Raw genomic sequence first — 23,322 nt, 5'->3', positions numbered from 1 at the left:
TGGGTCGGGGGGAAGAACCGCGCCCTAGTAGCTGTAGCGAAGACCCAGGAAATAGGTCCGGCCGCTGTGGGTGTGGACGTTCAGGCGGTTGCTGTCGCCGACGAACTGATCGTTGAACTCGTCGGTCAGGTTGACGCCCTCGATGCTCAGCTTGAGGTTCGGGCGGATGTTGAAGCTGGCCTGGGCGTCGATGTTCAGGGTCGAGTTGGTGCCGTGATAGGCGTTGCCGTCGTTGCCCGGCACCTGGGTCAGGTAGCCGTCACGATAGGCGGCCGAGCCGCGGATGCTCCAGGTGTCGGTCTCGTAGTAGAGCGTGGCGTTGGCGGCGTGCTTGGACAGGCCCACGAGGGTGGCGTTGACCGTCGGCGCGCCGGGCGTGGTGGAGGTCAGGTACTCGATGCTCGAGTCCACGAAGGTGTAGTTGAGGATGTAGCCGAGGTGGCTCCAGGCGCCGGGCAGGAAGGTCAGCGGCTGCTGCCAGTTGACCTCGAAGCCCTTCAGGTCGCCGCCGTTCGAGTTGACGGGCTGAGTGACGTCGAAGATGTCGGTCGGGGTGGCGCTGGTGCCGGCGATCAGCGAGTCCGGCAGGCCCAGGGTGTTGTAGGGCGCCTGGGTGCGCAGGGTGGCGACGAAGGTGTCGATCCGCTTGAAGAACACGCCGGCGGCCAGCATGGCGCCCTGCGAGGGATACCATTCCAGGGAGAGGTCGAGGTTCTTGGACTGGGTCGGATCCAGATCCGGGTTGCCGGACGAGAAGGTCCGGTTGGCGCCCTGGACGCCGACGTCGCCGCCCGGCGAAAGGGAGCCGATGCCCGGGCGCGAGATGGTCTTGGCGGCGCTGATCCGGGCCACGACGGTGTCGGTGACGTCGGCCGCCAGGTTGAAGGACGGCAGGGTCATGTCGTAGTCGCGCCGCACATTGACCAGCTGCACCACGTTGTTGACGACGGCGTAGCCGCCCGACTCCTGCTGGGTGTTGACCTGGCGGACGCCGGCGTCGCCGCGGAAGGGCAGGCCGAAGGCGTCGAAGCGGAACTCGGCCTGGAGGTAGGCGCCGGCGTCCTTCTCCTCGACCGTGCCGTACTGGCCGCGCGCCGAGCTGTTGTTGGTGTTGGTCAGGGCGTAGATGCCGGTGTTGCTGTAGATGCCGTAGGTCCGGGCGTAGGCGTCGATGTCGGGCACCAGCCAGGCGGTGGCGTTGCCGGCCGGCAGGCCCATGTGCTTGCCGAAGCCCGAATAGACCTTGGAGGCGGCGGCCAGCTGGGCCGGCGTCAGGGTCTGGGAGACGGTCTCGCTGGTCCGGTACTGGCCGTAGCTGTCGTACTCGAACTTACGGAAATCGACGCCGGCCTTGAGGGTCAGGTTGTCGTTGAAGTCGTACTCGCCGAAGATCTTGCCGGTGGTGAACTGGTTCTCGACGAACTGCGGCCGCAGGCGCACTTCCGACGTGCCGTTGATGGCGCTCCAATTGGCTGGATCGGTGGCGTCGAAGCCCAGCAGGATGGTCGGCAGGCGGTCGCCCCGGAAGTCGTACGAGTAGCCCTGGCTGTTGGCCCGGTCGAAGGTGATGATCGTCGACACCGGCTGGGTGAAGGTCGAGTCCGCGTAGCCGAGCAGGCCGCCGACCTTGAACTTGTCGGTGAACCGGTGATCGGCCGCCAGGGTGAACTGCTTGAACTCGGTGTTCAGCTCGTCATAGGCCGACTGGGTGCGCAGATCGACATTGTCGAGCTTGGCGTAGACCAGGTTGTGGTTCGCATCGACGACGCCGTCCCGGATGATGGTCTGCGGCTTGCCGGAGCCGCCGCGCGACAGGCCCAGCGCCTGCAGCTGCGCCTCCTTACGCGTGCCGGCCAGGTACGAATAGAGCGCGTCGAACGAGACGTTGGTCCGGTCGGTCGGCTTCCATTGCAGCGAACCGCTGGCTCCGAACCGCTCGGAATCGATGTCGTAGCTGACATAGGCCGGGATGCGCGGATGGTAGAGGGCGGTGGCGGGGTTGCTGTCGTTGATCTGGGCCAGGGTGTAGCCGGGCAGGGTCGAGGCCGCGTTGAAGCCGCCGTTGCTGCCGCCGTAGGTCCAGCGGGTGATGTTGGCGCCTTCCTCGAGCAGATGGCGGTTCTCGTAGGCGACGGAGATCAGCGCGCCGAACGTGCCGTCACGCCAGGTGCGGCTGGCCAGGGCCGACAGTCGGGGCCCGACGTCCTTGGCCAGGTCGTTGTAGCTGGCCTGGGCCGAGAGCACGAGTTGCGGCTTGGGGTTGTCGAACGGGCTGGCGGTGTCCAGGTCTACGGTCGCGCCCAGCGAGCCTTCCTCGACATCCGCCGAAGCCGTCTTGCGCACGGCGATGCTGTTGAACAGGTCCGAGGCGAAGATGTTGAAGTCGAAGCCGCGACCGCGGTTTGTGCCGCCGCTGTTGGCCGTGCCGCCGGTGGTGGTGATGGCTTCCATGCCGTTGATGCGGACGCGGGTGTATTCCGAGCCCAGGCCGCGCACCGAGATCTGCCGGCCTTCGCCGTTGATCCGCGAGATGGACACGCCCGGGATGCGCTGCAGCGACTCCGCCAGGTTCAGGTCGGGGAACTGGGCGATGTCCTCGGCCTTGATGGCGTCGACCACGCCCGAGGCGTTGCGCTTGACGTTGATGGCGCTGGCCAGGCTGGCCCGGAAGCCGGTGACGACGACCGCCTCGACCTCGGAGGCCTGCTCGGCGGGAGGCTGGGCGGGTTGGGCTTCTTGGGCGCCGGCGGCGGTCGCCACGGCCATGGCCAGCGCCAGGCCCGATGCGCCACCGTGCAGGATGGTCCGCAGGCCCTGTGAAACTCGAAGCGCCATATTCCCTCCCATGCCCGCGGTTCGCGGGTCGTTTTCTTGTGGGAAGCCGGACGAACCGGCCTCTTGCTGTGGGAAAAGGATAGGAGCGGCTTCGGCGCGGGGGCCAATCCTAATCGGGCATGGACCGATGCAGGATCTGCACCGATGAACGCCGGTTCTGTTCCGGCTGGCGCTGTTTCCGGCCGAAATCGCGACTCTGTCAACGGTTTGGCCGCTTCGAGGCGCCGCCGTTGGGGCCTCATCGATGTTGCCGGTGGATCGGTCGATAGGCGATTTGACTTAGACCGACCCGCCTACGGTCTCTAGCTTCCGTCTCAAGGTCCCTCCATCGGGGCGACGCGGGATTTGATCGGATCGGACCCGCGATCAAAACAAAGACGACAGGGAAGGGGACGCGATGACCGCGCAGACCGCCGACGGCGCAGACAGAAGGACCCGCGTCCGCTGGCTGATCATCCTGCTGCTGTTCATCATCACCACGATCAACTACGCCGACCGGGCCACCTTCTCGATCGCCGGTCAGTCGGCGTCCAAGGAACTGGGACTGGATCCCGTGGCCATGGGCTACATCCTGTCGGCCTTCGCCTGGGCCTATGTGCTGGGCCAGATCCCGGGCGGCGCCCTGCTCGACCGCTTCGGGTCGAAGAAGATCTACACCATCGCCCTGCTGGTCTGGTCGTTCTTCACCGCCCTGCAGGGTTTTGGCGGCCTGTTCACCGGCCTGGCGGCGGCGGTCACGCTGTTCGCCATGCGGTTCATGGTCGGCCTCGCGGAAGCTCCGTCGTTTCCCGCGAACTCGCGCATCGTGGCGGCCTGGTTTCCGGGTTCGGAGCGAGGAACCGCGTCGGCGATCTTCAACGCCGCCCAGTACTTCGCCCTGGTGGCCTTCGCGCCGCTGATGGGCTGGCTGGTGCACCAGTTCGGCTGGCGTTCGGTGTTCTTCGTGATGGGCGGCGTCGGCGTCGCGGCGGCCTTCGTGTTCGTCAGGTTCGTCCACGCGCCCACCGAACATCCGGCGATCAACGACGCCGAGTTCGACTATATCGAGGCCGGCGGCGGCTTGGTGCGCATGGAGGACAAGAGCGACGACAGCGGCGCGGGATTCACCTGGCGCAACGTCCGCCAGGTGCTGACCAGCCGCATGCTGCTGGGCGTCTATCTGGGCCAATACTGCATCAACGTGCTGACCTATTTCTTTGTCACCTGGTTCCCGATCTACCTGGTCAAGGAGCGCGGGCTGTCGATCCTGCAGGCCGGCTTCACCGCCGCGGCCCCGGCGCTCTGCGGCTTCGTCGGCGGGCTGCTGGGCGGGATCATCTCCGACCGCCTGCTCAAGAAGACCGGCTCGCTGGACGTCGCCCGAAAGACGCCGCTGCTGATCGGCATGCTGTTGGCCTCGCTGATCATCGGCTGCAACTATGTCGAACAGGAATGGCTGGTCATCCTGATCATGGCGGTCGCCTTCTTCGGCAAGGGCGTGGCCTCGTTGGGCTGGGCCGTGGTGGCCGACACCTCGCCCAAGGAGATGGCCGGGGTGACGGGCGGGATCTTCAACACCTTCGGCAACATCGCCGGCATCGTGACCCCGATCGTCATCGGCTACATCGTCAAGGGTACAGGCTCGTTCGACGGGGCGCTGATCTTCGTGGGCGTTCACTGCCTCATCACCATCGCCGCCTACTTCCTGATCGTCGGCAAGATCCAGCGCCTCGTGTTGAAGCCGACGGCCTGAGGGAGCGATTGATGACGACCCGCCGCCGTTTCCTCCGCACCGCCTCGGCCCTGCTGCTGGCCAGCGTCGCCTCACCAGCGCTGTCGGCCCCCGCGCCCACGCTCGAGATCAAGACCCCGATGGCGCCGCCCGAGTGGGCGCTGCTGGAGCGCGAGCTGTTGAAGGCCAACGCCGAGGCCTGCGAAGCCTTCTTCGCCCGCTATTTCGACGATCGCGGCTTTCTGCTGGCGGTCGAGCGCTGGGGCGCCAACGACGGTCCCGACGACGCGATCGAGAACGTCAACGACTGGCCGCACCTGCACGCCCTGGGCGGCGGCGAGCGGCTGCTGGAGCTGTCGAAGAAGGCCTACGAAGGCAATGTCCGCCAGTACACCCTGGCCAGGACCAAGGACGTGCCGTTCGCCCGAGAAGGCATGTACTACAAGGAATTTCCGGTCATGACCGACTGGCAGCACCTGTCCGAGGGACTGTCGGTGTTCAATCTGCTGGGGCTGTCGGACCCGCGCGACGCCCGTTACCGCGACCGGGTCAAGCGGTTCTCCGGCTTCTACATGAACGAGGACCCGGGGGCGCCGAACTACGACCCCGGGCACAAGATCATCCGCAGCATGATCACCGGCAGCCGCGGCCCGATGCTGCGCAAGGCCACGCCGCTGGACTGGGCCGGCGACCCGTTCAAGGTCGACGACTTCTTCATGGAGCACGGCGAGCGGACCTACGAGGAAACGCTGCACCACTACGACGAATATACCGACGTGATCGGCGACGGACCGTTGAACCTGCAGGTCACCAGCCTGGTGCTCAACGCCTACATGCTGGACCACGAGCCGAAGTACCGCGACTGGCTGCTGGATTATGTCGACGCCTGGGCCGAGCGGGCCAGGGCCAATGGCGGGGTGCTGCCCAGCAATATCGGCCTGGACGGCAAGATCGGCGGCGCGACCGACGGCAAGTGGTGGGGCGGGGTCTATGGCTGGGGCTTCAGCCCGGTCGTGCCCCAGACCGGCAAGCGCGAGGACCGCAACCGCGTGCCGCGCGCCATCGTCGGCTTCATGAACGCCTATCTGCTGACCGGCGACGACAAGTACCTGGAAGTCTGGCGCAGGCAGGCCGACGTCATCAACGCCCAGAAGAAGACCATCGACGGCAAGGTCCAGACCCCGCGCATGTACGGCGACAAGGGCTGGTACGGCTATGCGCCGGGCGAGTACCGGACCAACGGCCTGGAGATCTGGTACCTGTCGATGAAAGCCTCGGACCGCGCGCGGGCCGCCGACCATCCCTGGCTGACCTATCTGGACGGCAAGGATCCCGGCTTCCCCGCCAAGGCCCTGCGCGCCGACATCGAACGGGTCCGGGCCCGCGCCCAGGCCCAGCGCGAAGACCGCTCGACGCCCAAGACCCGCCTGGCCGACGCGGCGCTGGACATCAATCCGGCCAGCGCCACGGCGCTGATCCATCTGATGCAGGGCGGCATCCACATCGCTCGACCGCCGTGGTCGCCGACCTCGCCGGCCCAGGGCGGAGCCTTGCTCTATGCCAGGCTGCGCTACTTCGATCCCGAGCGCCGAAGGGCGGGCGTGCCCGAGGACGTCGCGGCCCTGGTCGAGGCCCTGAGCGACGACGGGACGACGGTGAGCCTGGTCAACACCAACCAGGTCAAGGCGCGCACAGTGACCGTGCAGGGCGGCGGCTATGGCGAGCACCAGCTGCTGAGCGTCTCGATCGACGGCGGGGCGCCGGTGGCGGTGAACGCATCGGCCTTCACCGTGCGACTGGCGCCTGGGACGGGCGCGCGCCTGACGTTGACGATGAAGCGGCACGTCAACGCGCCGACTCTGAGCTTCCCGTGGGATCGCATCGCGTAACCCTCTCCCGGACAGAGTGGGTCACGAGCGCTTACGCTCTGCGCATAGCGAACAAACCCTCGAGATTTCAACGCCCTGAATTTTCTCGACCCGATTTGGTCCCCACCCTCCAAACCGCCCGTATCCTAATCCCACCTGAAGGCATGGGGAGGGCGCACGTACGGCGACCGATGCGGCTTTCGGGGGTGGTCGAGCGGGAAGCGCTCGTCGGTGGTCCTTCGGTGGACGCCTTCGCGACGGTCCTGGGCAGGTTCTCCTTGGTCGAGACAAAGCCCAGGCGGCGGGGGATCGACGGACGCGGCAGGTGTGGGCTGAAATCGCCTGCACAGTCCAGGACGCGCCAACGTCCTGCCCGTCGGGGGCCTCCATCGGAGCGGGTTAAAAATCCGCGACCCGAAGGCTTCCGGATAACGGCCGCGCGAAGCGTCTGAACTTCGTCGAAACGGTAATCAAAACTGCAAATCATCCGGGCGAGGCCCGGGCGCTTCGCACCCTCCCACCAGCTCAGCGGTGATCCGCGTGAGGCGGCGAAGCCGTGCCTCCAAGGTCCTCCCCCCGTGGGGGAGGTGTCGGCGAAGCCGACGGAGGGGGGAGTGATCGGCCGATGGACGGGTCCAGGATCGGCGATCCTAAATCTCCCCCCACCGATCGCCGCGCGATCGCCTCCCCCACCGGGGGGAGGGCCTCGTCCTAGGTTCCTTCCTTCAGGAACGGCGCCACCGAGAACAGCTCACGCTCTTCCTTGCGCGGATCGTCGACCATCGCCGAGGTCTCGTTGATCACCAGGGTCGAACGCCGGGGCAGGGTGTACTTGTCCCAGGCCGGGATCGCCGCGCAGTTGGGATCGCCGGTCCGGGCGAAGGCCAGGAAGGCCTCGCTCATCTGGTTGGCCACCTCGCGGGCGGCGGGGCCCGTGCCGGTCTTCGAGCCCGGCTTGTTCAGATTGTCGAACACCAGGGCGATGTCGAAGCTGTGGTAGGCCCGCAGCTTGCCGCCGTCGATCGGCGAGCCGAAGTCCAGCTGGTACATCCAGGCCGGCGCCCCGATCCTGGCCCGCTGCTCGGCCTGGATCAGATGGCCCGGCCACGAGCGCCCGGCCGTGGTGGCGGCGAAGAACACCTCGGACGGGGTGTAGTTCGGATAGAGCTCGCGATAGCGGGCGATGACGCGGCGCGGCTCGACGTCCAGCACCAGCTCCGGCGCCAGGCGTTCGGGCAGTTCCTCCCAGGTGATCGAGAAGTTGCGGGGATCGCCGCCGAGGAAGGCGCGGGTCTCGTCGTGGGTGTTGCCGATGATCATCGGGATATGGGCGCTCTCGCGGGGCGCGTCGGGGTAGAATGGATGGCGCGGCAGGACGCCGCCGTCCATCACCGACCAGAAGATGATCGAACCCTTGCGTTCCAGCGGGTCGGGCATCTTCAGGGCGGCGACCAGCTGTTCGGCGGGCAGCTTGCGCAGCGTGTCGATCTGGTCGGGGCGCAGGCCCAGCTTCTCCATGAAGGCCTTGGCGCGGATCGTCGCGTGGATCGGGCCCATGGCGGTGACGTGCTGGCCGCTCATGGTGGCGACCTTGTGCATCAGGCCGCGCGCCGAGGGCATGGCCATCAGGGTGACGATCTTGCCGCCGCCGCCCGATTGGCCGAACGCGGTGATGTTGGCCGGATCGCCGCCGAACGCGGCGATGTTGTCGCGCACCCAGGCCAGGGCCATGACCAGGTCGATGTTGCCGACATTGCCGCTGTCGGCCAGGTCCGGCCCGCCAAGGTCGGCCAGGTAGCAGTAGCCGAACACGTTGAGTCGGTGATTGACGGTGACCACCACGACGTCGCCGCGCCGGGCCAGGTTGACGCCGTCATACAGCGGTTCCGAGCCCGAGCCGTTGGCGTGGGCGCCGCCGTGCACATAGACCATCACCGGCCGCTTCCTTTCATCGAGCGCCGGGGTCCAGACGTTGAGGAACAGGCAGTCCTCGCTGGTGGCCTCCTGGATCTTGGTCTGGGGACAGGCCGGGCCGTAGGCGAGGGCGTCGGCGACGCCGCTCCAGGGCCGGGGCGGCAGGGCGGGCATGAAGCGACGCGGCGCGGTGTCGGCGCCGTAGCGCACGCCCTTGAAGACCTTGACACCCTCGACCTCCGCGCCGCGCACCTTGCCGTGGCGGGTGGCGGCGATCGGGCCCGTGGCCGCGCCGACAGGGGAGGCGAGCCCGGCCAGGCTCGCCGCGGCGGCCCCGGCCAGGACAGCGCGGCGATGAGTGGTCATGAGCGGTCTCTCCCCAAGTTTCTTGGCCCGCTCCCGAGGAGAGGGCGGCTAGTCGGCGACGGTCTCCGCCGGCGAGGCCTCGGCCATGCACAGGTCGATGAACGACTGCAGGATCGGGCTGTCATTGTCCTTGCGCCAAGCCATGTAGAGCTCGACCGGTCGGTCGGGCGTGGTGGCGACCGGCCGGAACTGCACGTCGTCGAAATGCAGGCTCATCGCCGCCTCGGGCACCAGGGCCGCGCCGAGGCCGGCATGGACGAGGGCCAGCATCGAATGGATCTGGGTGACGTGCTGGACGTAGTTGGGCGACACGCCGTTGGCGTCGAACAGGGTCGTCAACATGTTGTGGAAATAGCCCGCGCCCTCGGCCGAATACATGATCAGCGGAGCGTCGTCGAAGTCGGCCAGGGTCAGGAACGCCTTGGCCAGGCGGGCGTCGCCGGTGGGCAGGGCGGCGACCAGGGGCTCGGTCAGCACCCGGGCCGTGGCGAACTCGGCGCGCTCCATCGGCGGGCGGACCAGGCCGACGTCGATGCGGCCGGTCAGCAGGGCCTCGACCTGTTCGCGGGTGACCATCTCGCGCAGGGTCAGGTCGGCGTTGGGCAATCTGGCGCGGGACAGGATCACCAGGCGCGGCAAGAAGTTGTAGCCCGAGGCGGCGGTGAAGCCGATGGCGACCTCGCCGGCGTCGCCCACCGCGATGCGGCGCGTGGCCAGGGCCGCGCTCTCGGCCAGCCGCAGGATGCGGCGAGCCTCCAGCAGAAAGGCGCGCCCCGCCGGCGTCAGCCGCACCGAGCGGCTGGTGCGGTCCAGCAGGGTGACGCCCAGGATCCGCTCCAGCAACTGGACCTGCCGGCTGAGCGGCGGCTGGGTCATGTTCAACCGCTGGGCGGCGCGGCCGAAATGCAGCTCCTCGGCGGTGGCCACGAAGCAGCGCAGCTGACTGAGTTCGAACATCGGAAACCGCCCGCTCGTGATCCCATGGATCGGCGAAACTAGGCGATCGCCGGCGGGGGCGGTAGCCGTTCCCAGGGGCTTGGCCCGCTTGACCGCCGCATCGCTCATCGGACCGCGACCGCCGACCGGGGCCTAGCCCCGCGCCGCGAGCCGCGGGACGCCGCCTTGGGCGCGGTCGATCAGGACTTTCAATTCGGCGCGCTCGGCGTCGGTCAGGTCGGTCAACGGCGTGCGCACTGGGCCGGCGTCGCGGCCTATGACGCTCATGCCGGCCTTGACGATCGACACCGCATAGCCGCGTCCGCGGTTGCGCAGGTTGATATAGGGCAGGACGAAGTCGCTCAGGCCGGCCATGACGGCGGCGTGGTCCTGGGCGCGGACCGACTTGTAGAAGTGCAGCGCCCACTCCGGCATGAAGTTGAAGATCGCCGAGGAATAGGTGGTCACGCCCATCTGCAGATAGGGCAAGGCGAAGGTCTCGGCCGTCGGCAGGCCGCCGATATAGGTCAGGCGATCACCCATGCGGGCATAGACCCGCATCATCAGCTCGATGTCGCCGACCCCGTCCTTGAAGCCGACGAGGTTGGGGTTGCGGTCGCAGAGCTTCTCGAGGGTGTCCTCGGTCAGGATGGCGTTGTCGCGGTTATAGACGATCACGCCCAGCGGCGTGGCCTTGCACACCGCCTCGACGTGGGCGGCCAGGCCTTCCTGGGTGGAGTTCATCAGGTAGGGCGGAAGCAACAGCAGGCCGTCGGCGCCGGCTTCATGGGCCGCCTTGGCCAGGTCGACCGCGATGGCGGTGCCATAGCCGCAGCCGGCCACGACGGGGATCTTGCCGGCCGTCTCCTCGACGGCGGCCTTGACCACCTTGGCCACTTCGGGCGGCGTCAGGGAGAAGAACTCGCCGGTGCCGCCCGCCGCGAACAGGCCGGCCAGCTCGTGCCGCAGCATCCAGGCGCAATGCTCGCGATAGGGGGCTTCGGTGAACTGGTGCTGAGCGTCGAAATGGGTGACGGGGAACGACAGGAGTCCTCCGCCGATCTGCTTGGCCATCTCGGACGGGGTCACTCTGGTCATAAATTCCTCGCTCGTCGTCGGTCCTTGTCGCCCGCGAGGCGTCGCGGCGTCCTGGCCGCGTGACCGTTCACTGAGGGAAACCTATGGCGGCGCCGGCGTTGGGTCTAAGCCAAAGGCGCTATCGACCGATGCGGCTTTTGGCTTGATGAGCTTCCCGGGCCGCCGACGGTCCGAGCGCGGGCCGTCTTGCGCGTTGAATGTTTTTTGAGGGACTTCGAGGGGCATGGCGTCGTTGGGCCATGCGCATCGGATTTCTCTTCAATCACGATCAGATCCATCAGGTGGCCCACAGCCTGCCGATCGCGCTGGCCCTGGCCCGAGGCGGTCGCGATCTGGAGATCGTGGTCGCCACCACCAACCGGCGGCTGACCGCCGAGGTGATCCGGTTGGGCGGCGGCCTGGTCGGTCATGGCGTCAGCCTGGTCGAACTGGACCTGACCCGGCGCGCGTCCAGACTGCTGGCCGCCACGACCGAGGCCGTGCTGCCGGCGACAAAACTGCTGATCTACGGCGACAACCTCGACTTCTTCCGGTCGCTCGACGTCCTGGTGGTCGCCGAAAAGACCTCGCTGATCCTCAAGACCCGCCATGGCCTGCGGGACCTCAAGATCATCCACACGCGCCACGGCGCCGGCGATCGGGCCATCGGGTTCGACAAGGCCAGCGCGGGCTTCGACCATGTCCTGGTTTCCGGGCGCAAGATCCGCGACCGGCTGGTTCACGAGACCGGCGTCGATCCCGCGAGGATCTCGATCGTCGGCTATCCGAAGTTCGATCTCTTGCCGGCGCGGCGAACGACCCATCCGCTGCTCGACGACGGCCGGCCGGTGGTGCTCTACAATCCGCATGTCTCGCCGCACCTGTCGTCCTGGTACCAGGACGGTCGCCGGGTGCTGGACTGGTTCGTCGAGCACGACGATCACCACCTGATCTTCGCGCCGCACGTGATGCTGTTCGAGCGGCCTTTCGTGGCGACGATCGACAAGCTGCGGCTCGACCGCGCCGGGCGGATCGAAGAGCGCTATCTGCGCGCGCCCAACATCCACATCGACCTTGGCAGCCGGGCCTCGACGACCATGGCCTACACCCAGCGCGCCGATCTCTATCTCGGCGACGTCAGCAGCCAGGTCTACGAGTTCATGCTCAAGCCCCGGCCCTGCGTCTTCCTCAACAGTCACCGCATCGCCTGGGCCGGCGATCCCAACTTCGGCCATTGGCGCGCGGGGCCGGTGATCGAGGACCTCGCCGATCTGGGCTCCGCCATGGAGCGGTCCCGCCGGGAGCACGAGACCGTCTGGCGGCCGGTGCAGGAGGCCCTGTTCAACCAGAGCTTCGACCTGACCGACGAGCCCTCGGCCGAGCGCGCGGCCCGGGCCGTGGCGCGGTTCGCCGGACAGGCCTGGCCCGCCCCGGAGGCGGTCGGCCTCGACGACGCGGCCCTAACCCGAACGGGGACGTTCTGATGCGGATCTTCTACGTGATCAACTCCCTCGAGGGCGGCGGGGCGGCCCTGCCGGTCCCGGCCGTGGCCAAGGTGCTCGCGGCCCAGGGCGCGAGGGTCGAAATCCTGGCCCTGACCCGGCGCGACGGCCGGGCGTTGCCGCCGATGATCCGGGAAGGCCTGGGCGTTCGTGTCCGGCCCGGCGGCGAGAAGGATCATCTCGACGCCCTGGCTTGGCTGGACCGGCTCGTCGCCGAGGAACAGCCCGACCTGCTGTGGACCTCGCTGACCCGCGCCACGCTGCTGGGCCAGATCGTCGGCCTGCGCCGCGGCGTGCCGGTGGTCAGCTGGCAGCACAACGCGTTCCTGAAGCCGGCCAACCGTCTGCTGCTGCGCGCGACGCGGCGGTTGTCGGGCCTCTGGATCGGCGACTCCCACAGCGTCACGGCCCTGACGGCCTCGCGCCTGAAGGTGAAGGCCGACCGTCTGGCCACCTGGCCTCTGTTCGCCGCTGATCCGGCCGCGCCCCAGGCCAGGCCCTGGCGGCCCGGCGAGACGCTGCGGCTGGGCGCCCTCGGGCGCCTGCATTCCGCCAAGGGCTATGACGTGCTCATCAAGGCCCTGGCGCATCTGCGCGACACCGGCTTTAGGTCTCCCACGCCGTTCGAGGTCCGGATCGCCGGGGAGGGCGCGCAACGGGAACGGCTGCAGGCCATGATCGACCGGGCCGGTCTGGACAACGTCTTCCTCACCGGGTTCTGCGACACGCCGCGCGAGTTCCTGGCCGGGCTGCACCTGTATCTTCAGCCGTCGCGGCGCGAAGGCCTGTGCATCGCGGTGCACGAGGCGATGCAGGCCGGATTGCCGACCCTGGTGACCGCCGTGGGCGAGATGCCCTACAGCGTGGTGGACGGCCTGACGGGACGGGTCGTGCCGCCCCGTGATCACGAGGAGCTGGCCAAGGCCTTGAAGTGGTTTCTGCGCGCGCCCTACAAGCTGGCGAGAATGGGCGAGGTCGCCCGGTCGCGGGTGCTGGACCGGTTCGGTCAGGCGCACTTCGCCGCCACGGGCGCCGAAATCTTCGCTCAGCTTCCGGTCCGGCGCGACGCCATGCCGCCGGCCGTCGCGGATCCTGGTGGCATGAAACGCTCCATGACGTCGTCTGGATCGCCCTTATCCTGACGCGTCCATTGGGGGGCGACGGTTGGCGGCTTTCTCGACAAGCCGCTCGATCGTGGATTTGGCGCTGAATGGTCCGATGGCGCCTGTCGTCCTGACCGCGACGATCGTCTTTCTGGTGGTCCTTCCGCCTTCAAATAAGCGGTCGCCATCCAATCGGCGGGCGGGGCTGATGTGACGCGATCCAGGACATGTGCGCCTCCGCAATAACCTTTGAGGTGGTCGGTTCAGCCCGTCGTCGTTGGGGCAGGAGGACGTCACCATGACCCCAGCCCACGACCCTGTCTCTGAAAAGGTTCTGCTCAATCTTACGGCTCGATCCATCGGGTTTGAGGCAGGTCACCTAGGTCGGTCATATCCGCTCGACGCCCTCGAGATCTCCACCAACGACCTCCTGACCCTGGTCGCCGTCCTGGAGGACCAGTGCGACGTCGTCTTGCCCGACTATGACCTTGCTCGTTGCGAGACGTTGGGCGAGCTGATCGATCATCTGCGTGCGCGCGCGATCCTCGACGCCGTCCTGGCGCTAGATCGCCGTGCCGACCAGACGGCCGATGCCGGCCGTCACGATCATGGCCAGCGCGCCCCAGAAGGTGACCCTCGCCGCCGCGCGCCAGGGCGGCGCCCCGCCGGCTCTCGCCCCGGCCACGCCCAAGAGCGCCAGGCAAGCTAGCGCCACCACCACGACGCTGGGCACGATCGCCTGGGCCGGCGCCAGGGCGGCGACGATCAGCGGCGCGGCCGCCCCGACCGTGAAGCTGGCCGCCGAGGCCAGGGCGGCCTGCACCGGCCGCGCTGTCGTCGCCAGGGAGATGCCCAGCTCGTCGCGGGCATGGGCGTCCAGCGCGTCCTTGGCCATCAGCTGCTGGGCCACGATCTTGGCGGTCTCGGGCTCGAGACCGCGCTGGACATAGATCTGGGCCAGTTCGGCGTGCTCGGCCTCGCCGTCGCTCTTCAACTCCTCGGTCTCGCGCGCGATGTCGGCCTTTTCGGTGTCGGACTGCGAGCTGACCGACACATACTCGCCGGCCGCCATCGACATGGCGCCGGCCACCAGGGCGGCCACCCCGGCGACCAGCACCTCGCTGGGCCTGGTCGAGGCGACGGCGACCCCCACGATCAGGCTGGCGGTCGAGACCAGACCGTCGTTGGCGCCCAGGACGGCGGCGCGCAGCCAGCCGATCCGCGAGACCAGGTGGGCTTCGGCGTGGCGATAGGACCTAGGCATGGCGATGGTCTTCCTGGATGCGCGAACCCGCCGCCTAATAGGCGACGCGGACGCTGAGGGAGAGGGTGCGAGGACGGAGCGGAGTCACCTGGTCGGTCGATCTTAGCGAGAACGGATTGCCGTAGGCGAAGGTGTCGCCGCGCGCGTTGGTCGGATTGTCCAGGGCGAGGGTCGTTCGCCAGCGCGGTGCGGCCAGACCGACAGCCAGGCGGCCCGTCGCGTAGTCGCCCATCAGGGGCGCGGTCGCGGCGTCGAAGGTGAGGCGGGAGTGGCCGACATAGGCGTAGCGGCCGTCCAGCTCCAGGGTCAGGTCCGAGCCCAGCGGCCGGTCGTAATGGATCGTCACGCCGCCGGCGCGATGGGGCACGCCGGCCAGGCTGACGTCCTTGCGGACCGGGAAGGCGGGATTGGCCTTCTCCAGTTCGGGCGAATTGAACAACAGGTTGGCGCCCAGCTGCAGTCCGGCCACGCGGTAGCTGCCTTCGAACTCCAGGCCCAGGTTGCGCCCGTCGCCGATGTTGGCGGTGAAGGGCAGGCCCGAGGGCAGAAGCTGGTCGCTCTGGATGTCCTTCCAGCTGGCCTGGAAGGCCCCGGCCCGCAAACGCAGGCGGCCGTCGAGCAGGGAGACCTTGCCGCCGGCCTCCAGGCTCCACAGCTCGTCGCCGTCATAACGGCGCCGCGGTTCGACCTGGTCGTCGGGCGAGAACACCTGACCGGGCGGTCCGGTGGTGTTGAAACCCCCGGCCCGGTAGCCTTCGGCCGCCTGGACATAGATCAGGGCGCTGGGCGACAGCGTGTAGGCCAGCACCAGCTTCGGCGCGAAGCCCGAGCTTTCCAGCGCGCCGGAAAACGGCGCGGTCGGGCCGGCCAGGGTCGTGGCCAGGCTGGTCACCCGCGTCTTGGACTTGAACAGCCGGCCGCCCAGCGTGGCGCTGAGGGATCGGCCGATCGGCAAGGTCGCCTCGCCGTAGATCGCCGCCTCGTCGAGCGTGTCGCGCCGCGTCTCCGCCAGGGCTTGAGCGGGCGCGTCGGCCAGACGCGTCAACGCCAGCTCGATGTCCTGGTGGGTGCGGGCCAGAAAGGCGCCGACCAGCCATTGCACCCGGGCGTCTTCCGGCGAGGCCAGGGAGCCTTCGGTCACCACGCTGTGAGTGCGGTCGTCGTCGTCATAGGCGGCGGGCCCCGGCGCCAGGCCGATGGGCGGCGCGGCGCTGGCGTCGTAGCGGCTCGTGATGTCGTGATCGACCGCCGAGATCGTCCACCGCGCCTGGATCCCGTCGATCTCGCCCTTCAGGTTCAGGTGCGCCTCGGCGAAGTCGTTGTCGTGCGGCTCGCGCACCTGGTTGCGGCGGGTGTAGGGCGGTTCGGTCGTCAGGGCGTACTGGGTGTCGTCGGAATTGATGAACTGGGCGGCCCCGCCGCCGGTCAGGGTCCAGCCGCCGCCCAGGTCGACCTTCACGTTCAGGCGGACGCCCGAGCGGAGGGAGCGGTTGACGTTCGTCAGGTTCAGGCCGGCGTCGTCGATATAGCCGCCTTGCTGGTCGCGATAGAGCACGGCGCGGACAGCGCCCCGGCCCTTGAAGATCGGCAGGTTGACCATGCCCGACAGGCCGTTCGAGCCGTCGCCGCCTTGCGTCGCGCCGACACTGCCCGCGATCCAGGCCTCGAAGCGATCCGGAGCCGGCGGTTCGGTGACCAGGTGCAGAACCCCGCCGAGCGAACCGGAGCCGTAGAGCGCGCCCTGCGGCCCGCGCAGCACTTCGACCTGGGCGATGTCGATCAACAGCAGGTCCGGGTCCGGGGCGTTGTAGGTCAGGCGCGTGTCGTCGAGATAGAGGCCGACCATCGACTGGGTCCGGCCGGTCAGCGGTCCGTCCGACAAGCCGCGCAGCATGATCTTGTCGCGGCCAGGGCCGAGGTTGGTCACCGTCATGGCGGGAACCGTGAACGCCAGGTCGTTGGCGTCGCGCAGGCCTTGTCCCGTGATCGCCGAGCCTTCGACCGCGCTGACGGCGTAGGCCAGGCGATCGGCCGGGGTCGGGCGGCGGGTGGCAACCACCACCAGTTCGTCGAGCGCGGCGGACGGACCGGGCTCCGTCGGGGCGGCCTTTCGGGCGACGGGCTTGGCGGCGGGCAGCCTGACGATCTCGACGGCGCCGGCGTCGATCATCCGAAAGCCGCAGCCCGTGCCCGCCAGCATCCGGGTCAGGCCGTCCTGGAGGGTGAAGCGCCCTCGAACGGGCCGGCTGGCCGGGGCGCAGCCGGCGGCGGCCTGGGTGCTGATCGAGACGCCGGCCTGGACGGCCAGATCGACCAGCGCCGTCTTCAGGGGCTTGCTGGGAATGTCGAAGCTCAGGCGGGGCTGGGCGGCCGAGGCGCAACCGCCCCATCCGGCCACGCACGCGAAGCTGGAAGCCAGCGCCCAGCGCCGCCATGCGTCAGCTCGCAACGAAACGCCCTCCAGCCTTCAGGACGGCGCTACCGTAGTTCGATTTGTTCGTCGGTGCGATGCACCGACAGCGAGAAATAACCAGCCAGCCGTTTGACCACCAGATCCTGGTCGCCCAGCTCCAGCACGCCGGAGAAGCGTTTGCCGGCCAGGGCGGGCGAAATCTTGATCGGCACGGGATAGCGGCGGTTCAGATAGGCGACCATGTCGCCCAGGGTCTCGTCGTCGCAGACCATCCGGCCCTGGGTCCAGGCGAAGGCGGGGCCGGGATCGGCGGCGGTCTGGACCGATCTGGACGCGCCTTCGACATGGCTCAGGCTCTGGCCGGCCACGAGGCGGGCCACCGGGGTCGAGCCCAGGGCGGGCTGGCGCACCTCGACGATCCCGCGACGCACGGTCACCCGCACGGTCTTGTCGTAGTGGCGGATGTTGAACTCGGTGCCGACGACGCGGACCTGCTGGTCGCCGACCGAGATCAGGAAGGGGCGTCCCGGGTCCTTGGCGACGTCGAAGGTCGCCTGGGCGTCGGCCATCTGGACGCGCCGCGCGCGCCAGCCCAGCTGGACCGTCAGGGTCGAGGCCGCGTCCATTCGGATGTGCGTGCCGTCGGCCAGCGCGACCTCGCGGGTCTCTCCGGGCCGGGTCTGGTAGACGGTCGGGGCGCCCTGGTAGCCGCGCCAGGCCATCGGGCCGACGACGATCGCGATCACGGCGGCGGCCGCGGCGGCGGACCAGACGGGAAGGACGGCGCGGCGGCGCGGCAGCGGCACGACCCGCGACGACGCCGGCGTCAGGTTCGGGGCGATCTCGGATGCGCGGTCCGTCAGTTCGGCGGCGAGGCTTTCGACCGCTTCGAAGGCGATCAGATGGTCGTCGGAGGCTTCCAGCCAGACGGTCAGGGCGGCCCAGTCGTCGGCCGTGGCCTGGTCCGACTGCACGCGGACCAGCCACGCGACGGCCTCGTCGCGCAGGGCGTCAATCGCCTTGATGCTGTCCGCGCCGCTCATCGGTGCTCACCGTTCCCTGAGGCCCAGGCCTCGTTGCTCGCCCCAATGACGCCACAAACGCCAAGGCGCCTCCAAACTTTCTGGAGAATGTTTCCGAACCTCATCGACCCACCTTGGCGAGGATGCGCTTGAGGCTGGTCATGATGTACTTCTCGACGCTGGAGCGCGACACGCCCATGGCCGCCGCCGTCTCCGCGTGGTTGAGCCCTTCCAGCTTGTGCAGGCGGAACGCTTCCTGGACGGCGGGCGGCAGGTCGTTCACGACCGCCACGATCTGGGCCAGGCGCTGGCGGGCGGCCAGGGCGTCGTCGGCGCGGGGCTCGTCGGCCGTGTCCCAGTCCGCGGCGCCGGCGCCGGCGTCTCGCCACTGCGCGTCGCGCTGGCCCGCGCGACGCTGGGTCTTGATCCGGTCCAGCATCAGGTTCGTGCCAAGCCGGTAGAGATAGGCGGCGGGATTATCGATCGGCGCGGCCGGCGGCGGGGTGATCTTCAGGTAGATGTCCTGCACCAGGTCCTGGGCGGCTTCCTCGGATCGCAGCCGCACGCGGAAATAGCGCACCAGCTCCTCCCGCCGTTCGAGATAGCAGGCGAGCAGGGGATGGACGTCGCTGTCGTCCAAGGACTCGATCCACGCTCCGGGCCCATGGCCGCTCGACGCCGGGAATCCGGCGACCCGCGCAGTCTTTCCGATGCCGCCTCCGGGCGCAATCGCAATCCCTTTGAGGAGGTTTCGAGATCACGTCGTCTTGGCTGATCGAAGGGCGTCCCGACGCTCGCCAGGACCTGGAGATCGGCCTTGCTGGAAGTGATGATGCTGGACGACGGCGCCATGCGCGGCAGCCTGCGATTCGACGAGGCGCGCATGCGGCGCTTCACCGGCCTGGCGCCCAAGGTGATCTCGATTCATCACCTGATGCGTCCGGAGCGCCTGAGGGTCGAGGCCTATCTCGAGGCCGCCTACGCCTCGGCGTTCAACGGCGTGATCCGCAATCATTATCCCACGCTGATGAGCGTGCAGGACGGCGAGGGCCGCATCCACGCGGCCGTCGGCTTCCGGTTCGCGGCCGCTGAACCGCTGTTCCTCGAGCAATATCTCGACGAGCCGGTCGAGGCGGCGATCGCCCGCAAGCTGGGCGAGCCGGTGGGGCGCGGCGGCGTGGCGGAGATCGGCAATCTGGGCTCCGGCAGCGCGGGCGCCTCGATGTTCCTGTTCCTGGCCCTGGCCCGTCATCTCGACCAGAACGGCTGCACCCACGCCGTGGCCACGGCCACGCGCCAACTGCGCCGGAGCTTCGGCCGGGTCGGCTTCGAGACCCAGGTCCTGACCCGCGCCGAGCCGTCCCGCCTGGGTGAAGCGGCCACCGAGTGGGGCGCCTATTACGAGCGCGATCCGGAAGTGCTGGCCGGCGCGATCGGCCCGGCCTTGCAGCCCCTGAGCCAGATGCTGGTGGCCGAGCCCGTCCAGGTCGAGAACATCCGCCCCCGTCTTCACCCGGCCTGCCCGGAGGTCGGCCAATGAGCCGGGTCCTGCGGGCGATCGACGCCCACGCCGCCGCGACGCCCGAGGCGGTCGCGCTGAGCACCCCGTCGGCGACCTGGACCTACGCCCAGCTGGGCGAGGCGGTGAGCCGGACGGCGAGGGCGCTGTTCGCCTTCGCGCCGCTGGTCCGTCCGGGTTCGCCGGTGGCCGTGCGCCTGCCCAACGGGCCGGCCTGGGTGATCCTGGACCTGGCCCTGATCCGCCTGGGCTGGCCCAGCCTGCCGCTGCCCGGCTTCTTCACCCCCATCCAGCGCGACCATGCCCTGGCCGACGCCGGCGCGACCCTGCTGATCGAGGCGGCGGAGGGCGAGGGCCAGATCGTCGTGGCGGGCGCGCCGCTCGCCGTGACGCCTTGCCTGACCCCTCCGGTTCCGCTGCCCGCGGGCACGGCCAAGATCACCTACACCTCGGGCTCGACGGGCCAGCCCAAGGGCGTCTGCCTGTCGCAGGCCCAGATGGAGGCCGTGGCCGGGTCCCTGGTGGAGGCGATCGGCGCCGACTATGCCGGCCGGCACCTGCCGCTGCTGCCCCTGTCGATCCTGCTCGAGAACGTGGCGGGCCTCTACACCACCTTGATCGCCGGCGGGCGTTACCACGTGCTGCCGGCGGCGACGCTGGGCCTGGACAATCCCTTCAGGCCCGATCTGGCGGCCCTGGCCGCGGCGATCGCGGCCGAAGAGGCGACCAGCCTTATCGTCGTGCCCGAACTGCTGCGGGCTCTGCTGATGGTGATGACCTTCACCGGCGCGCGCTTTCCCGCCCTGAACCTGGTGGCGGTGGGCGGGGCCAAGGTCTCGTCGCAGCTGCTGAGCCAGGCCGACGCCCTGGGCCTGCCGGTCTACGAAGGCTACGGCCTGAGCGAATGCGCCTCGGTCGTGGCGCTCAACACCCCGGCCGCCCGCAAGGCCGGCGCCGTGGGGCGGCCCCTGTCGCACCTGACCGTCGAGATCGCCCCGGACGGCGAGATCGTCGTCGGACCCCATCCGTTCCTCGGCTACGCCGGCGGCGAACCGAACACGGGCGTGGTCCAGACCGGCGACCTGGGCGGGTTCGACGCCGACGGCTTCCTGCGTATCGAAGGCCGCCGCGGCAACACCATCATCACCGCCTTCGGCCGCAACGTCGCGCCCGAATGGGTCGAGAGCGAGCTGCTGGCCCAGCCCGAAATCCGCCAGGCGGTGGTGTTCGGCGAGGCCCAGGCCGCGCTCGGCGCGCTGATCGTGCCGCTGCTGCCCGACATGGACGAGGCGGCGATCGCCCAGGCTGTGGCCCGCGCCAACCAGGCCTTGCCCGACTACGCCCAGGTCAAGCGCTGGCGGATCCGCCCGCCGTTCGACCTGGCCGCCGGCGAACTCACCAACAACGGCCGCCCGCGTCGGACGGTCCTTCTGTCGCGTCACCGCGACTTCATCGAAGCCTCGCAATAGGAGCCCGACTTGATGTTCTTCCAGAGATTGGTCGCCGAAACCGTCGAGGGTCAGCAGACCCTGGCCGGCGTGCCGCAGATCCAGGACGGCCTGGCCGGCCGCATCTCCCGCGAAACCTACGTCGCCTACCTCACGGAGGCCTATCATCACGTCAAGCACACGGTGCCGCTGATGCAGGCGGCGAAAGCCCGCCTCGACGACGCCCACGACCGGTTCCGCCACGCGCTGGACGAGTACATCGCCGAGGAGACCGGCCACGAGCACTGGATCCTCAACGACATCCGCCATTGCGGCGGCGATCCCGAGGCGGTGCGCCTGGGCGAGCCGCGCGAGACCACCCAGCGCATGGTCGCCTTCGCCTACGACTACATCGCCAAGGTCAATCCGATGGGGTTCTTCGGCATGGTCTTCGTGCTGGAGGGGACCAGCGTGCGCCTGGCCACCCAGGGCGCCGAGGCGGTGGCCAAGAACCTGAACCTGGGGCCGGAGTGCTTCAGCTACCTGACCTCGCACGGCTCGCTGGACATGGAGCATCTGGTCTTCTTCCAGAAGCTGATGGACGAGGTGACCGACCCCGACGACCAGGCCGCGATCATCGAGGTGGCCAAGGCGATCTTCGACCGCTTCGCCGACGTCTTCCGCTCGATCCCGCACGATCGGGTGGCCTATGTTTAAGGACAAGAACATTCTGCTGACCGGCGGCGCCGGCGGCCTGGGCTCGCTGATCTCGACGCAGCTGATGGAGGAGGGGGGCAGGGTGGTCGTGCTGGATCGCGCCCAACCCGCCAACGGCGCGGCCTTCCTCAATCACGACATCTCGACCCCCGAGGGGATCGAAGCCGCCGCGGCCGCTGTCGCCCGGCGTCATTGGGACATCGTCATCAACCTGGCGGGCATCCAGCACTTCGGGCCCTTCGAGCGCCAGGCGCCCGAGCACCTGATGGCCAGCTATCTGGTCAACCTGATCGCGCCGGTGCGGCTGACCCAGGCCGTCCTGCCCAGGATGAAGGCGGCCGGCGGCGGCCAGATCGTCAATGTCGGTTCGATCTTCGGCTCGATCAACTTCGCCCACTTCGTCACCTATTCCAGCGCCAAGGCCGGGCTTCGCGGTTTCAGCCAGGCGCTGCGGCGCGAGCTGTCGGGCACGGGGATCGACGTGACCTATGTGGCGCCGCGGGCGGTCAAGACGGCGCTCAACTCGCCGGCGGTCCTGGAGTTCGCCAAGCTGACCCAGATGAACATGGACCCGCCCGAGCTGATCGCCCAGCGGATCGTCGAGGCTGTCCGGGGCCGCAAGCGGGACGTCTATTTCGGCTTTCCCGAAAGCCTGTTCGTCCGGATCAACGCCATCTTCCCGCGCCTCGTCGACGGCGCTCTTTCGGCCAACGACCGCAAGGCGGCGCGGCTGTTCACTCGCTGATTTCTGGAGTCTTGATCATGAAATTTTCCATGCTGGCCGTGGTCGCGGCCGTCGCCCTGGGCGCCACGTCCGCCCTGGCCGCTGATCCGACGTTTGACGCCCGCGTCGACGGGCTGGCCCGCAATTGGGCCCACGTGAACTATGAGGTTCGCGACAAGTCAGCCCAAGCGGCCCAGGCGGCCAAGCTGGCGGCCGAAGCCGACGCCCTGGCCAAGCAGTATCCCAACCGCGCCGAACCCCTGGTCTGGGAAGCGATCTCCACGGCCACCCAGGCCGGCGCCACGGGCGGCATGGGCGGACTGTCGCTGGCCAAGAGCGCGCGGGGCATGTTGGAGCGGGCCGAGAAGATCAATCCCGCCGCCCTGGGCGACGGCTCGGTCTATACCAGCCTGGGTTCGCTCTACGCCCAGGTTCCGGGTTTCCCGATCGGATTCGGCGACGCAGGCAAGGCGCGCGCCTACCTGACCAAGGCCCTGGCCGCCAATCCGAACGGCGTGGATCCCAACTTCTTCTACGGCGACTTTCTGATGCGCCAGGGCGACTACGCCGGGGCCGAGACCGCCCTACAGCGCGCCGTCAACGCGCCGGCGCGTCCGGGGCGCGAGGTGGCCGATCACGGACGCAAGGCCCAGGCCGCCGCGCTCCTGGCGACCGCGCATCAAAAGGCGCACGGCTAGCTGACTTTTCGCGCCTCTGGATCGAGGTCGGCGGCGACGGGGTGGGGCCGATGGCCAGGTAGACCGGACAACCGCCCGCGGCGCCAGATCGACGCGGCCGGCTAGGCGCCGCCATTCAGGTCGAAGTGCTCGGCCGCGGCGAGCACCGGGCAAACCTGGCGGCGGCGGCATGAGCCAGCGCTGGAATCGGAAATGTGCGCCCGCCAGCCCGGGGAGGGCTGATCGG

General features: G+C 68.9%; 17 protein-coding genes and 1 pseudogene. 10 read left to right on the top strand and 8 right to left on the bottom strand.

Annotation, left to right across the window (positions count from 1 at the left end; translation table 11 throughout):
* Positions 1–24: 24 nt before the first annotated feature.
* Positions 25–2,835 (bottom strand): TonB-dependent receptor, encoded by a 2,811-nt coding sequence (locus ASD38_RS14180; protein ID WP_056460835.1) that lies wholly within the window; start codon positions 2,833–2,835, stop codon positions 25–27.
* A 397-nt stretch (positions 2,836–3,232) separates the two neighbouring features.
* Between ASD38_RS14180 and ASD38_RS14175 the strand changes: the two genes are divergently transcribed.
* Together ASD38_RS14175 and ASD38_RS14170 are read left to right on the top strand one after the other, a co-directional pair.
* The gene (locus ASD38_RS14175; protein WP_056460832.1) at positions 3,233–4,567 is read left to right on the top strand and encodes an MFS transporter; all 1,335 of its coding nucleotides are present in this window, start codon (positions 3,233–3,235) and stop codon (positions 4,565–4,567) included.
* A gap of 11 nt (positions 4,568–4,578) precedes the next feature.
* Positions 4,579–6,435: a hypothetical protein gene (locus tag ASD38_RS14170; protein WP_056460829.1), complete on the top strand. Its 1,857-nt coding sequence runs from the start codon at positions 4,579–4,581 to the stop codon at positions 6,433–6,435.
* A gap of 690 nt (positions 6,436–7,125) precedes the next feature.
* Here ASD38_RS14170 and ASD38_RS14165 read toward each other — a convergent pair.
* From ASD38_RS14165 to kdgD, 3 genes are all read right to left on the bottom strand, one after another.
* Positions 7,126–8,694 carry a carboxylesterase/lipase family protein gene (locus ASD38_RS14165; RefSeq protein ID WP_056460826.1) on the bottom strand — a complete coding sequence of 523 codons (1,569 nt, stop codon included), beginning with the start codon at positions 8,692–8,694 and terminating at the stop codon, positions 7,126–7,128.
* 48 nt (positions 8,695–8,742) lie between these two features.
* Positions 8,743–9,651: a LysR substrate-binding domain-containing protein gene (locus ASD38_RS14160; RefSeq protein WP_056444646.1), complete on the bottom strand. Its 909-nt coding sequence runs from the start codon at positions 9,649–9,651 to the stop codon at positions 8,743–8,745.
* A gap of 132 nt (positions 9,652–9,783) precedes the next feature.
* Positions 9,784–10,728 (bottom strand): 5-dehydro-4-deoxyglucarate dehydratase, encoded by a 945-nt coding sequence (gene kdgD, locus ASD38_RS14155; RefSeq protein WP_056460824.1) that lies wholly within the window; start codon positions 10,726–10,728, stop codon positions 9,784–9,786.
* A 239-nt stretch (positions 10,729–10,967) separates the two neighbouring features.
* Here kdgD and ASD38_RS14150 point away from each other — a divergent pair, with 239 nt between their 5' ends.
* The 3 genes and pseudogenes from ASD38_RS14150 to ASD38_RS25130 form a co-directional block, all read left to right on the top strand.
* Positions 10,968–12,191, top strand: a complete 1,224-nt coding sequence (locus ASD38_RS14150) for a hypothetical protein (protein WP_056460821.1) — start codon at positions 10,968–10,970, stop codon at positions 12,189–12,191.
* Entirely contained in the window at positions 12,191–13,351 is a 1,161-nt protein-coding gene (locus ASD38_RS14145) for a glycosyltransferase family 4 protein (RefSeq protein ID WP_056460818.1), read from the top strand. The genes ASD38_RS14150 and ASD38_RS14145 overlap by 1 nt, the downstream gene beginning before the upstream one ends.
* A gap of 259 nt (positions 13,352–13,610) precedes the next feature.
* Positions 13,611–13,829 (top strand): annotated as a pseudogene (locus tag ASD38_RS25130) (hypothetical protein); the annotation flags it as partial.
* A gap of 45 nt (positions 13,830–13,874) precedes the next feature.
* Here the strand turns inward: ASD38_RS25130 and ASD38_RS14140 are convergent.
* The 4 genes from ASD38_RS14140 to ASD38_RS14125 all read right to left on the bottom strand — a co-directional run bounded on the left by ASD38_RS14140 (position 13,875) and on the right by ASD38_RS14125 (position 18,651).
* Complete coding sequence (locus tag ASD38_RS14140) at positions 13,875–14,576, bottom strand: VIT1/CCC1 transporter family protein (RefSeq protein WP_056444635.1); 702 nt, start codon at positions 14,574–14,576, stop codon at positions 13,875–13,877.
* A gap of 34 nt (positions 14,577–14,610) precedes the next feature.
* Positions 14,611–17,025 carry a TonB-dependent receptor gene (locus ASD38_RS14135; RefSeq protein WP_056460814.1) on the bottom strand — a complete coding sequence of 805 codons (2,415 nt, stop codon included), beginning with the start codon at positions 17,023–17,025 and terminating at the stop codon, positions 14,611–14,613.
* 29 nt (positions 17,026–17,054) lie between these two features.
* Complete coding sequence (locus ASD38_RS14130; RefSeq protein ID WP_056460811.1) at positions 17,055–18,032, bottom strand: FecR family protein; 978 nt, start codon at positions 18,030–18,032, stop codon at positions 17,055–17,057.
* A 100-nt stretch (positions 18,033–18,132) separates the two neighbouring features.
* On the bottom strand, positions 18,133–18,651 hold the full coding sequence (locus tag ASD38_RS14125; RefSeq protein WP_056460808.1) for a sigma-70 family RNA polymerase sigma factor: 519 nt from the start codon (positions 18,649–18,651) through the stop codon (positions 18,133–18,135).
* A 186-nt stretch (positions 18,652–18,837) separates the two neighbouring features.
* On the opposite strand from ASD38_RS14125, the gene ASD38_RS14120 reads away from it, so the two are divergent.
* The 5 genes from ASD38_RS14120 to ASD38_RS14100 are packed head-to-tail and all read left to right on the top strand — an operon-like array spanning position 18,838 to position 23,096.
* Positions 18,838–19,551 carry a thermostable hemolysin gene (locus ASD38_RS14120; protein WP_235523859.1) on the top strand — a complete coding sequence of 238 codons (714 nt, stop codon included), beginning with the start codon at positions 18,838–18,840 and terminating at the stop codon, positions 19,549–19,551.
* Complete coding sequence (locus ASD38_RS14115; RefSeq protein WP_056444621.1) at positions 19,548–20,999, top strand: AMP-binding protein; 1,452 nt, start codon at positions 19,548–19,550, stop codon at positions 20,997–20,999. Before ASD38_RS14120 ends, ASD38_RS14115 begins: the two co-directional genes overlap by 4 nt.
* A 12-nt stretch (positions 21,000–21,011) precedes the next feature.
* Positions 21,012–21,674, top strand: coding sequence for a TenA family transcriptional regulator (locus ASD38_RS14110; RefSeq protein WP_056460802.1), 663 nt, complete (start codon positions 21,012–21,014; stop codon positions 21,672–21,674).
* Positions 21,667–22,419, top strand: a complete 753-nt coding sequence (locus tag ASD38_RS14105) for an SDR family NAD(P)-dependent oxidoreductase (protein WP_056460800.1) — start codon at positions 21,667–21,669, stop codon at positions 22,417–22,419. Before ASD38_RS14110 ends, ASD38_RS14105 begins: the two co-directional genes overlap by 8 nt.
* Before the next feature lie 17 nt (positions 22,420–22,436).
* Positions 22,437–23,096: a tetratricopeptide repeat protein gene (locus ASD38_RS14100; RefSeq protein WP_056444612.1), complete on the top strand. Its 660-nt coding sequence runs from the start codon at positions 22,437–22,439 to the stop codon at positions 23,094–23,096.
* Positions 23,097–23,322 lie beyond the last annotated feature (226 nt).

This window comes from Caulobacter sp. Root487D2Y (assembly GCF_001427165.1).
GTDB lineage: Bacteria > Pseudomonadota > Alphaproteobacteria > Caulobacterales > Caulobacteraceae > Caulobacter.
This window is presented reverse-complemented; position numbering and strand designations above follow the sequence as displayed.